The 13,031-nt window shown below is 52.9% G+C and carries 9 protein-coding genes; 4 read left to right on the top strand and 5 right to left on the bottom strand.

From position 1 onward, the window contains the following. Nucleotides 1-67: 67 nt before the first annotated feature. From CRG97_RS31065 to CRG97_RS31050, 4 genes are all read left to right on the top strand, one after another. Nucleotides 68-1,354, top strand: a complete 1,287-nt coding sequence (locus CRG97_RS31065) for an alpha-L-fucosidase (RefSeq protein ID WP_098749341.1) — start codon at nt 68-70, stop codon at nt 1,352-1,354. Nucleotides 1,355-1,417: 63 nt separating this feature from the next. After that, complete coding sequence (locus CRG97_RS31060; protein WP_098749340.1) at nt 1,418-2,440, top strand: carbohydrate-binding family 9-like protein; 1,023 nt, start codon at nt 1,418-1,420, stop codon at nt 2,438-2,440. 8 nt (nt 2,441-2,448) lie between these two features. Then, nucleotides 2,449-5,067, top strand: coding sequence for a transglutaminase domain-containing protein (locus CRG97_RS31055; protein ID WP_098749339.1), 2,619 nt, complete (start codon nt 2,449-2,451; stop codon nt 5,065-5,067). 21 nt (nt 5,068-5,088) lie between these two features. Next, nucleotides 5,089-6,135 (top strand): glycoside hydrolase family 18 protein, encoded by a 1,047-nt coding sequence (locus CRG97_RS31050; RefSeq protein ID WP_098749338.1) that lies wholly within the window; start codon nt 5,089-5,091, stop codon nt 6,133-6,135. 146 nt (nt 6,136-6,281) lie between these two features. Here CRG97_RS31050 and CRG97_RS31045 read toward each other — a convergent pair whose 3' ends face one another. The 5 genes from CRG97_RS31045 to CRG97_RS31025 all read right to left on the bottom strand — a co-directional run bounded on the left by CRG97_RS31045 (nt 6,282) and on the right by CRG97_RS31025 (nt 12,783). Continuing rightward, a complete protein-coding gene (locus tag CRG97_RS31045; protein WP_098749337.1) occupies nt 6,282-8,582 on the bottom strand; it encodes a helix-turn-helix domain-containing protein in 2,301 nt (766 codons plus the stop codon). A 565-nt stretch (nt 8,583-9,147) separates the two neighbouring features. After that, the gene (gene tatC, locus CRG97_RS31040; protein WP_098749336.1) at nt 9,148-9,921 is read right to left on the bottom strand and encodes a twin-arginine translocase subunit TatC; all 774 of its coding nucleotides are present in this window, start codon (nt 9,919-9,921) and stop codon (nt 9,148-9,150) included. Further along, the gene (tatA, locus tag CRG97_RS31035) at nt 9,878-10,099 is read right to left on the bottom strand and encodes a twin-arginine translocase TatA/TatE family subunit (RefSeq protein WP_015737862.1); all 222 of its coding nucleotides are present in this window, start codon (nt 10,097-10,099) and stop codon (nt 9,878-9,880) included. Before tatA ends, tatC begins: the two co-directional genes overlap by 44 nt. 24 nt (nt 10,100-10,123) lie before the next feature. Continuing rightward, nucleotides 10,124-11,749 carry a PhoX family protein gene (locus CRG97_RS31030; protein WP_098749620.1) on the bottom strand — a complete coding sequence of 542 codons (1,626 nt, stop codon included), beginning with the start codon at nt 11,747-11,749 and terminating at the stop codon, nt 10,124-10,126. Between the two features lie 176 nt (nt 11,750-11,925). Continuing rightward, nucleotides 11,926-12,783 carry a lipoate--protein ligase family protein gene (locus tag CRG97_RS31025; protein WP_098749335.1) on the bottom strand — a complete coding sequence of 286 codons (858 nt, stop codon included), beginning with the start codon at nt 12,781-12,783 and terminating at the stop codon, nt 11,926-11,928. Between the last annotated feature and the right edge of the window lie 248 nt (nt 12,784-13,031).

Raw genomic sequence — 13,031 nt, 5'->3', positions numbered from 1 at the left:
ACTTTTTGAACAACCTCATAAACGTATTTTTCACTTACAAGGACTTCAAGAAGAGGTGTGGACAAATATGCAGAAATGGTTCGAAGAAGCCAAGCTGGGCATCTTCATTCACTATGGCATTTATGCCGTGGACGGAGTCTCGGAATCCTGGTCCTTCTACAATGGGAGGATCACTTACGACGACTACATGAAGCAGCTAGACGGTTTTACGGCATCGAAATTCAATGCGGAGAAATGGGCGGATTTGATCGAGAAATCCGGTGCCCGGTATGCCGTGCTGACAACAAAGCACCATGATGGCGTTGCGCTGTGGGATACGCAGTACAGCGATCTCAACGTGGTCAAGCGGACACCGGCCAATCGAGACATCGTGCGGGAGTATGCCGAAGCGATCAGGGAGAAGGGGATTCACCTGGGCATGTACTTCTCTCTGATTGATTGGTCGCATCCGGATTATCCGAGCGTGTTCGAAGGAGGCAAGGTGCCGGAGGATCTCAGCAGCGTCAACCCGCACACCAGTCCCGTGGACGGTGTTCAGGATCAGGAGAAATGGCAGAAATTTTTGGAGTTTAATAACAACCAGCTGCGGGAGATCCTGACGAATTACGGGAAAGTGGATCTGCTGTGGTTCGATGGCGATTGGGAACGCAGCGCCGAGCAGTGGAATCTGCCGGAGTTCAAGCATTACCTGCAATCCTTCAATCCGGATATCATCATCAACTCACGGCTGCAGGGCCACGGTGATTATAAAACGCCGGAGCAGGGCATTCCGATCACGAGACCGGAGGGACCTTGGGAATTCTGCACAACGATCAACAGCTCGTGGGGCTACGTGCCGACCGATCATAAATACAAATCCTTGAACCAGATCATTCGGATGTTCTGCGACTGCATCTCGATGGGCGGCAATATGCTGCTGGATATCGGTCCGCGCGAAGACGGCACCATCGATCCAAGGCAGGAGGACATCTTACTTGGGCTGGGTGCGTGGATCCGTACCCATGAGGAAGCTGTATTCGGAACGGGTGAGGGCATTATGACCCGCTATTATCTGGGGGGAAGCACGATTTCCGAGGACAGAAAGACACTGTACCTGTTTGTTTATGACGCTCCGAAAGAGAATGTGTGCATTAAGGGGCTGTGCAACCCGATCAAGAAAATTACCGTGCTGCATTCGGGCAAGGAGCTTACGCACGAGATTCATGGGGGCGTGCCTTGGTTCAACATCCCGGGGACGACGTGGATCAAGATGACTCCTGAAGACGCGCATGAACAGGTGACGGTTCTTAAGCTGGAGTTTGACGAGGAGCTGGAGATGTACGGCGGCTCGGGAGCTGTTGTCACGCATAACTAACCATCACGGGGACGGACGCGCTTGATCAGTGCTTAGCCTCCCTCATGAAGCGGAGAGAATGACATGAACAGAAGTGGAGTGCCGGAGCCGAGGATTGAGTATGCTCCTAAGCATTATTTATGCAAGCGTGCGGGGCAGCCGCTCGTGCTGGATGGCCGCGTGGATAAGGCATTCTGGGATGCGGCGGAGTGGACCGACGATTTCGTTGATATCGAAGGGGATCTTCGTCCGAAGCCGGGGAAACGGACCCGGGCTAAAATGCTGTGGGACGACGATTATTTTTATTTTGCCGCCGAGCTGATCGAGGATCAGATATGGGCGACATTGACGGAACGCGATTCGGTTATTTTCTATGATAATGACTTTGAAATATTCATTGATCCGGACGGAGACAGCCATCAATATTATGAATTCGAAATCAATGCCTTGAACACGGTGTGGGACTTGCTGCTCGTGAAACCGTACCGAGATGGCGGACCTCCGGTCAACGGCTGGGATATCAGCGGTCTTAAGACAGCGGTATTTATCGATGGGGAGCTGAACCGTCCTGGCGCCGACAACCGGAAATGGAGCGTGGAGGTGGCGATTCCTTGGACCAGTCTCAAGGAATGTGCCGAAGGTGGCCGCCGCCCTGCGCCGGGTGAGTTCTGGCGAGTCAACTTCTCGCGCGTGGAATGGCAGACCGAGGTACAAGACGGCGAGTACCGTAAGGTGCTGAATCCGGAGACAGGCAAGCCTTATCCGGAGGACAATTGGGTATGGTCGCCTATGGGCATCATCAATATGCATTACCCGGAGCTGTGGGGTTACGTTGTGTTCGCCGATGGCGAGGAGCAACAGCCATTTACGCTTCCGGAAGACGAACGGATCAAATGGGAGCTGCGCAGACTCTATTACCGGCAGCGTAATTACTATGAAGCCCATGGTGAATTTACGCAGGACACGAAGCAGCTCATGGGCGAGGATGCTTGGAGCATCCAGCCTGTGATTGAAACGACTCGCAGCCTGTTCCAGATTAGCGCGCCTTCATCGGACGGCACGGCTCTAATCTGCATTCGGGAAGACGGAAAGCTATGGAGGGAGTGAACGCTAGGATGACCAGCCAAACCGCGATGTTCTCGCTGGATTCGCAGACACGGGAGCGGATCGAGCAAAAGTTTCAGGAGAAGATCATCTTTGCGGAAGCGCGAAAAGATAAGCTGTTATATGTTTTGGAGCAGGAACTGACTGAAGAAGAGACGTGGGCCCTGAAATATTTGTTTGCCTACATGCCCGTAAACGACATGGCCGATTATGATGGAGAATTGTTCTTGAATCATGTGCGTCAAGCCCTGGACATCCGTAAACGCGTGCCTTGGGGCGAGCGTGTGCCGGATCATTTGTTTCTGCATTTTGTGCTTCCTTACCGGGTCAATACGGAGAATATTGAGGATTTCCGCGGTATTCTCTACAACGAATTGGCTGAACGGACAGCGAAGCTATCGATGGCGGAGGCCATTCTGGAGACCAATTATTGGTGTCATGAGAAGGCGACCTACATCGGCAGCGATCTGCGGACGATTTCGCCGCTGACGATGATTCGGAACGCACGCGGACGCTGCGGCGAGGAGTCCACGCTGGCGGTGGCCGCTCTTCGAAGCATTGGCATCCCCGCACGTCAGGTCTATACGCCGCGCTGGGCGCATTGCGACAGCAACCATGCCTGGGTGGAAGCATGGGCGGACGGCCAGTGGTATTACATCGGGGCATGCGAACCGGAAGCCCGCCTGAATCAAGGCTGGTTCAGTCCGCCAGCCCGCAGAGCGATGCTGATCAATACACGAATTTTTGCCGATTATCCTGGACCGGAGGATATTACCCTCAATGAGAAGGGTTTTACAGAGATTAATTTGTTGGAGAACTATGCACCGGCTCGCATTCTCTACGTGAGTGTGAAGGATCGGCAGGGAGCGCCCGTATCCGGCGCAAGCGTTCGATTTGAGCTGTATAATATGGCTGAATTTTATCCGATTGCCGAAATCAAGACTGATGAGCAAGGAGAGGCTTCCTTTAAGACCGGTTATGGCGACCTCTTGGTTCGTGCGGTCAGCGGCGGCAAGTGGAGTGAAGTTCTGTTTAAGGCCCAAGACGGCGAACATATCGAGCTTGTGCTTGATTCATCCGAACAGTCGTCAGGGATCGTAGATTTCGATATGGTTCCTCCACCGGAAGGAGAAGGGGACGCCGCGCCGGCGTTATCCGAAGAGAAGACCCAGGCTCATAACCGCCGTCTGGAGGAAGGAACGAAGGTCCGGACCGAATATGAGGGGACATTCCTGAGCGAAGAAGAGGCATTGGCACTGGCCCAGTCATCAGGACTGCCTCCGGAGCGGGTGTGGGACGTCCTTCAAAAAGCCAGAGGAAACAGCAAGGAAATCGCAGCGTTCTTGGAGGGGCATTCTGGCGATTACGGCGAGTGGCCGCTGCGGCTGCTGGAATCGCTTAACGAAAAGGATTTGATTGATACCTTCCGGCAAACGCTGGATGATCATCTGATGGGTGCGCTCTCGCAGCGTGGACAGTGGGATGAGGATACCTTCGTGAAGTACATCCTGTGCCCGCGGGTTTCTTATGAAATGCTGGTTCCGTATCGATGTCTATTCGGTGAGGCCTTTACGGCTGCGGAAACTACGGCATTCAGAAAGGATCCTTCTGCACTTGCCGAGCGTTTAAAGCAGGGCTATGCCTATGCTGAGGACCTTCCCAACCTGAAGGGTAAGGGAAATCCGGCAGGTACGTACAGTCTCATGAAGGGAGACGAGCAGTCGCTGGACATTCTGTTTGTGGCTGTATGCCGCAGTCTGGGGATTCCCGCCCGACTGCATCCTAGCGAGCAGAAGCCGCAGTACTTAAATGAGGGAGGCTGGGAAGATGCGGTGTTCCGTCAGGACTCCTCTCGGAATCAAGAGAGCTCAAGTTGGGGGATGCTGCAACTTCTCAGGGATTCCAAAGGCTCGCAGGATACCCCGGCCGCATCCTATGCCGAGAACTTTACCTTCGCCCGCTTGGAAGACGGCGTATACAAAACGCTGGTGTATCCTTATGGCAGCACCGATGTTTACGACGAGCCGTATGAGGTTGAACCGGGTTCGTACCGCCTGACATCGGGCATCCGGTTGAAAGATGGAACAGTAAGAGTACGCTTCACATACTTTACCGTGCGTGCCGGAGACACCGCGCGCGTGGCGCTGACCTATCGTGAGACGTCGGTCGACATTCCGGTGCTGGGCAAACTGGCGCCAGGCAGTACGCTTACCCGATTAGACGGAACGGAAGTCGTTCTTAAGGATCTTCTGGGAACCGAGGGCGCTATCGCTGCCTGGATCGAACCGGAGCGGGAGCCGACCAAGCATCTGCTCCGCGAGCTCAGCGAGTTGGCCGAGCCGCTGGATAAGCTGGACTTGCCGATTGTGCTGGTGATCGGGGATGCGGAATGGACAGCTTCCTTTGATCCGGCAAGCTATCCGAAGCTGCCGGCCCGCACCATTTTTGTACGGGATTCCAGTTATGCTTCCTTGTCGGGTTTCATCCCGAATCCTGCAGCCCATGAAGCCGGTTATCCTCATCTGTTCGTCCTGGATCGTCAGGATCAAATCCGTTATGCGGCTTCTGGGTACAAGATCGGCACCGGGAAGGAAGCCCTGCAGATTGCAACCGCGATATTACAACCCTAGAAGGGATCGGAGTGAAGAGTAATGACGAAGTATATTGTAGCGGGTTACGCCGTCGATTCGGTTCTTCCCGACATGACGCATGAGGATCTGCTGAAATTAACGCATCTGAACGTAGCCTTCGGTCATGTCAAGAATGATGAGATCACCACCGAGCATTTGAAGAATGGCGAGGTGGTCCGGAACATCAAGCGGGATCACCCGACTCTTACGGTACTTCTGTCTGTTGGCGGCTGGAGCGCTGGTGGTTTCTCTGAAGCCGCCTCAACCGAAGACGGAAGGGACCGCATGGCTGCATCCGCCATACGGGTGCTGGAGGAATACCCTTTTGACGGTATCGATCTGGACTGGGAGTATCCATGTTACGGTGAGGCCGACATAGGGTCGAGTCCGGATGATAAACGGAATTTCACCCTGCTGCTCAAGACGATCCGGGAGGCGCTGGATGCTAAGGGCTCCCGGGATGGCCGGCATTACCTGCTCACGATTGCGGCAGGGGCTGACCAGTACTATGTAGACGGCACGGAGATGGCCGAGGTACAGCAGTACCTGGATTTTGTCCAGTTGATGACCTATGATATGCGAGGCGGGTTTCAGGTCCTGACCGGACATCATACGAATCTGTACACGTCAACCGGAGATCTGTTCCGAATCAGCACGGATGCTTCCGTGAACCTGTTTGTTCGCGCCGGCGTCCCGAAGGAGAAGATTGTCATCGGTGCCGCATTCTACTCCCGTGTATGGAACGAGGTGCCGAATCGAAACCATGGCCTTCACCAAATGGCTGGCAGTACAGGCGGCTATGGTCCGGCCTTTGCCGAGCTGGCTGCGGAGTACATCAACAAGAACGGCTACATTCGTTATTGGGACGAGGAAGCCTGCGCGCCGTACCTTTTTAACGGCTCCAGCTTGATTTCTTATGACGATGAGGAATCGATTCAGTGCAAATGCAATTATGTGAAGGAACAAGGCTTGGCCGGGATCATGTTCTGGGAATATGGATGCGACCCGACCCATCGCCTGCTGGGCGCTATGCATCAAGGACTTCAAAGCATCCCGGCCGGGAAATAGGAACAGCTGGCGGTCGCGGTGGATCTGATAACTCGGATGAGTTTAAAACATACGAAAACCTCCCCTGAACGGTACGGTTCAGGGGAGGTTTCTATTTTGCGGCAAAACCGCTACCGACTCACTATTCTTCGCCACATCCGAATTCGTTATCCGGTGTACTCTTCGTCATCCTCATCCGGCGAATCAGCAGCGCCGTTGCTGCTGTGCATTTTGCGGTATTGGCCGGGCGTGTACCCCGTCTCTTTCTTGAATTTGCGGATGAAGTTCGGCGTGTCCAGGTACCCGACCCGGGTGATGATGTCCTTTAATGGATCGGTTGTGTGCAGCAGCAGCCGGATCACCTCATCCATTCGTTTCTGCCAGATGTATTGGGTAAAGTTCATCCCGATCTTCTCCTTGAAGGAGCGGCTGAAATATGATGAAGAGATGGAGAATTTAGACGAGATCGTGCCCAGGCTGAGGTCATAGTCCGTAAAATTGGCATCGATAAAGGCAACGATTTCGTCCATCAGGGAGCTCTCTTCGGTCTCGCTCTTCGCCTCGACATGGGCGCAGATTTCCGCGGCAAGGCCTGCCAGCTTCTTCTCCAAATCCTCCAGCGAGTCATAAGAAGTGACCCGTGGAAGCTGATTGACCACATGATGGATGCCAAGCTCGGACGCGGTCTTCAGCATGGTATTCAGAATATCGAAGCAGATACAGCGCAGCAGCGGTACGGATGGCATTTCCGTCTTCAGGTTATTCAATGCGGTGGATACCATCTGAACCGCTACATCGTAACTGCCCTGTTTCAAGCTTTGAACCAGCTTCAGCAACACATCCTTAGGGACCCAGAAGGATGAATCCTGTGCGCCGGAACCGGAAAGAGCGTTAAAGAAGGTGCTGCTGCCCTGTCCGTGCAGCATGGAAGCCTCCAAAGCGGTTGATGCTTCAATGAAAGATTGATTCAGCTGCTCCGGATAGCTGTAGCGGTTGCCTACCCCGATCGCAGGAGAGACACCCGTGTGCTCTCCCGCCATCGATTGCAGGGCCAGGGCGATCGGCTCCATACGGGCGTTAAGGCTCGCATCATGCCCGGTTTCGGCATCAAATCCGACAATGAGGGCCAGCTGATCGGGCTGTGGCAGCTCCACTCCATAGGCATAGGCGGAAAACGCCGGCAGCTCCACATCGTTCATTAACTGCATGACGGGCCGCCGCTCCGGATTGTCGCCAATGGGCAGGGCGTGCGACTCCCAGCCCATGGTCACGACAAAATAATGGGATTGGCTGAAGCGGATGCCCAGCTTCTCGGTGAACTCGGAAGGGAATTCACCGGTATGGCCATGCTTTAGCAGCATGAGAAGAATATGATTCCGCGCATAAGGCTCTTGAAGATCGACGCGCTGGCTGTAGTCGTGCAGCGTTTTCTTGATCCATTCCAGCTCGTTGCTGGATGTGGACGTTTCCGGGTCATTCTTCAAGCGGATGAACTCCATCAAGTCTGAAATCGGATGGTATTGTCTGCGAGCCAGCATAATGGCAAGAATGGTGCCCATCACTACGACGAAGGAGAATACCAGAATCACGAAGGTACGAATATGAACGATACGGCTGAAAAATTGGTTGCTTGGCATTGCGGTGACATAAGTCCAGCCCGCATCGGATTTGACGGATACAACCGAATGCGGCTCTTGGTTCAAGGAAAGGCTGTGCGTTCCAGGCTCAAGCGCGAACAGGGCGTGGACTTCCTGCTCGGTAATGGTTTCGCCTTGGTGATTGGCGGCCAGCACTTGCCCGTAATTATCGAATATATATGTCATTCCATGATAGTCGCTGAGGATGGATTCGATCAATCCGGTCAGATTGGACTCATGGATCAGGTACATGACGGTGCCGTGGGCGGGCGTATTGTTAGGTGCGATCGGCACAAGGTATGCCAGCATGGAATTTTGGATTTTGGTCCCCTGAACCACTTGCTCCGCCGGGCGCATGGTCGGAATCGGGACAGAGTTTAAATCACGGACCATCTCCGTTTCATTCCAGCTGTTGAATTTGTAGCGGTCGGTGAAGACATTCAGATTCTCAAAGCCCTGTGACGAATAAATGCTGTTATCTCCGCGGAAGAACAGGAACAGTTCATCAATAATGGAGCTGGTGGCTTTGTATTTGACCAAGGCCCCGATGGATTCCCGGCTGTAGTAAGGATGGTGAGTCCAATAACGGGTCAGCTGCTCATCGTAGGCGATGCGAAAGGCGATGTCCTGCAATTCTTTCATGCGCTCATCGATGACGGTTTTAGCCTGGGTCAATTGATTGACATTGGTCTGCTCGATCTCGGAACGGAGCGTATTCACGGCATTGTGATAAATAATGATGGTTAATATAACAAGAGGTATCAGGAAAATGGAGATGTAGGACAGTGTGTATTTAAGCAGAAGCTTGGACTTGAAGTGATTCCATTTCATATCTGCAACCTCCCGTTTTTCTTACAGCTACTGGTAGCGCTATCATAAATAACGGCAAAGTACTGGCCCTCATGCCAAACCGTTAGATGTTTCTACTAAAAATACTAGGAGAACTCGACTAATAAATCAATGGATCATTTCTAAAAATCAGTGGAATCATGCCAAAAGTCTCAGAACAGGGATTTATGTCACGAGCTCCTGGATGCATATGAATAGGAGAGGTAAAGGATGAAGCTAAGGGATTTCGGTAGATAAATTAGAATATGTGATTATTCATAACATATATATGACAAATTATACTCAATATGGAAGACGATCTTGGATACATTACATGAAATTACATGATCATCGTAATATATTAAGACAATTTCTTTATTATAAAGTAAAACTAAAACAATATATCCAAAGTGTCAATCCATTTTTACTAGATTCATCATTATAAGTGTCACATTATCTAACGTGTTGAATGCAAAAGAGAACCCGCAGCCGGAACAACCTGCTTGCTTAGGTTGTCAGTCACGGGTTCTTCAAGATTCCGTCCTACTTCGGGGGAAACGGACGTGTATTAAGTTGCGCTGCCCTCCGCTTGAGAGAGCTGCAGCTGCTTGCGATAGATGAATCTGGAGATCGATACGCTGATTTCGTACAGCAGGAACAGCGGAACGATCACAATCAAATCGGACATGATATCCGGCGGCGTGATGGTGACGGCCACGATGCAGAGCAGAAAGTAGGCTGATTTACGCATCTTGGCCAGCCGATGCGGATTCACGATGCCGAGCTTCGTCAGAAAAACAACGATGGCGGGCATTTCGAACAGGAATCCGAAAGGAACGGTCATATGGATCATGAACGTGAAGTATTTTTGCGCGGTATACATCGTTTGGAATGCGCCTTCGGCCATACGCTGCATGAACTGCAGCACCATCGGGAACAGCACGAAGTACCCGAAGCAAATGCCGGCAATGAATAACACGCTAATCACGGGAATGAGCAGCACGGCCGAGCGGTGAGTCCCATCCGGCAGCGCCGGCTGCACGAACCGCCATATTTGATAAGCGGCAATGGGAAGCGTGACGGTGACGGCTACAACGCCCGCAATGATCATATATACCCACATTACTTCGGAGGGACCGAGCAGAACGAGCTTTTTGTCCATGCCTCGTACCAGCCAGTGGTAAATCTTCTCGACGTAGATGAAGGCAGCTACCATCGCGACGAGAAACGCAATCAGGGTGCGGATCAGGCGCTTCCGCATTTCTTCCAGATGCTCGATCGCGCTCTGGTCGTTCGGATTAGCTGTGCTGCTTATCGACCGCTGCAGCAGTTTGCGGAGCATCGTCTTTTTTTCCATTCTCGTCGTCTCCGTTCATCAAGCCACGGGTTGCGCCCTTGAACTCGCTTAAGGTCCGCCCGAAAGCGCGACCGAGCTCGGGAAGCTTGGATGGACCGAATATGATGAGTGCGATAATCAAAATAAGAATTAAACCACCGATTCCGATGTTGCCAAACGGCATAATCCTCGCTCCTTTCGATTGGTATTACTCCAGTTTGAAGCCGCTAATGGCTACCACGGCGCAGCGCGCCATGTTTTCACCGGAGCGGTGAGGCCATGTGCTGGTTGGTTTGCTGAGGTCCTCCGTATTCTCGCCCGGGTGTTGAACGGACAGGAAGAGCGTCTGCTCATCGGGTGTGAAGAAAGGACCTGTAAGCTCGGATTCCACCGGGCCGGAGGCGAATTGCAGCGCGACCCCTTGATCCGGCCCGCTTGTTGGAATCACAAACAGTCCGTTGTTCATAAAGGATTTGTGAACGCCTTTATTCTGGCTGCTGCTGGAGATATCCGTCACGACCCACAGATCGCCGTTCGAGTCGAAAGCCAGGTTGTCCGGCGAGCTGAATCCGGATTGGCGTCCTCCCGCAGCAAAAATTTCAAAGTCAAACTCCATGGCTGCCAGATCGTTGCCCGCTTCAAAAATGCGCGTTATATGGCCATGGATGTTGCCGTGATTGTCGTTGTTCGTATGGCAGATAAACACGGTGTTATCAAACGGCGAGATTTCGATATCCTCCGGACGGTCCGTTGGTGTTCCGCCGACAAGACGCGCAGCTTCCTGGCAGTAAGTGACCACATCGCCTTGGGACTTGAATTTGGCTTGGGCCTCTTTATCCTCTGCGGCGGCCTTGGTTACGGCCTCCAGGGTGACCGGCTGCCATTTGCCCGACTTCAGGTTGGCCACGTACAGGGTTCCGTCTTCCAGAAGCGCGGAGTTAGCACGGCCTTTGCTTTTATCATATTTGTTTTTGCTGATGAATTTATAGACACAGGCATCCTTCTTGTCGTCGCCCATATAGACAACGATCCGGCCGTCTGCGGCAAGGCCCATCGCGGTATTCTCATGATTAAATCTGCCGAGGGCGGTGTGCTTCTTCAGGAAGGATTTATCGAACGGATCGACCTCAACGACCCAGCCGTAATGCGTATCCGGCAGGTTAGAGACTGCCGCGGTGTCCTCGAAGTTCTCCTCGCAAGATAAGACCGTGTTCCAAAGCGTCACCCCGCCGGAGCAGTTGGCAAACGTGCCGGTAGCCGTCGTTGCGCCTTTCAGGGCAGGGATGCCTTTGGCCGGACCGGTGATATCGAATTTGCTGAAGCCGTTGATGCGGCGGGCATGGGTGGAGGTGGTGTCCATTTTCCATACACCCTTCTCGTCACGGTATACTTCGATAACGGACATGCCTTGGTAATACAGGTTTTTATGGATTTGATCCGCCGTCATCTTCTCGTCCTTCACAGGACCGATGGAGAAGATGGTGGAGTATTCATGATTGTTGACCAGGAGGCCGCGGACATTGGAGCCCTTAAGCGGGAAAAATGCGTTGTAATCACAGCCGGAGCCGAATTTTTCGCCAGCCGGATTGATCACGTCATCAAAAGCCGCAATGACATCATATTTAAAGTTTTTAGGCAGGACGAGCTGGTCTGCTTTGGTTGGTTCGATTGGTTCGAAGTAACCGCTGACCCGATTCGTTTTGAATCCGAACAGATGATTGGCGGTTCCGGACATGGCGGAAGCCTTCCCTTCCAATACACCTAAGCCTGCGGAAGCGGCAGCCAATGCGGTTGCGCCAGTACCTAGATAAGACAGAAACGTTTTGCGATCCATCGTTTTACTCAAGCTTATCCACCCCTAATGTATAAATTGCCATCAGGACAAGTTTATAGGGGAAGTGTTAAGGGAATATCATCGGTGAATGGTGGAATTGTAAAAATAAAGTAATATTGGAGGGGGCGTCTAGCGGCGCCCCTGTACATGGCTGGACTTGCGGAGGATATGCATAATCATATGGAGTTGCCCTTGTAGCGCTGACGCATCTGTTCGGCCATGACACGAATCTCCTCAGTGCCTGGCATCGTAAACCTGGAAGCGGCTTCTGTCAGCTCCTTGCCTGACTGCCAGCTTCGGATGACCTCTTTTACAGCAACGATAAAGGGGTGCACGGCGTTCTGACCGGTACCGATGTTCGTAAGCTCTTCAAGACTGGCGGTGCTGTTAGCCTCTACTAGAGGATATTGCTTGGGGTCTGCACCCGCAGCGGCAATATCATAGAAGGAACGAACCAGCCGGGCGCGCTCGCTGCCTGAACCTTCGGCGATGATAAAAGCCTGGATAATGAAGGCTTTACGCTGCCGCCGCTGGGCAATGCCGCAAAATTTAAGGCCACCTATGCTTAAATCGAACGTTCCGGGACAGAAGGCGCCAGCAATTTCGCCGGTATCTACGTTCTGTCCGGTGCCGCGGAGGGCCTCCCGGATCAGCTCCACCATGATCTCAAAGTCTTGATGAAAGTCAGGCGCCGGTCCCGTAGAGGAAAAGGGGAGGATGAGGGACAGGTTCACCACGCCAGCGTCTAAGGGAACCGCAGCACCGCCCGAATGGCGGACGGCGGTGTCATAGCCGAGGGAACGAAGCATGGCTTCCCCTTGCGGCGCATGGGGGAGGCGGCTGTCGCGCACACCCATCACAAAAGCGCGCGGATGCCGCCACAGATGGCAGACGGCCGGCCCGCCATCTCCGGTCAGCCTGCATAGGAGCTCGTCCAGAGCAAAATGGTACAGCACGTCCTGGTGCGATAAATCATGTGTCCGGTCGAGCAGCAGGACGGGTTGATCTTCAGGTAGTGACAGCGGAATATTCACGCTTTCTTGCGCCTCCTCTTATATGTGGATCGTGCACAGACCATGGAAGGTTTGTCTTCCGAGGGGGAGCCCGATCGTTATTTTCTCTGAACAGCATACCATAAATTCATACTGAAGCGGCGCGCCTCGCCTCGCCTTATGAGTCGGGGACCTTCGACGTTTTTGTTAAGATATCAGAAAGTATAAACATCGAAGCTTGTGACCTCCTAATATCGCAAGAAAAACTTCTTCTAACTGGGGTCTGTCAT

Source organism: Paenibacillus sp. EZ-K15 (assembly GCF_002573715.1).
Taxonomy (GTDB): Bacteria; Bacillota; Bacilli; order Paenibacillales; family Paenibacillaceae; genus Paenibacillus_AQ.
This window is presented reverse-complemented; position numbering and strand designations above follow the sequence as displayed.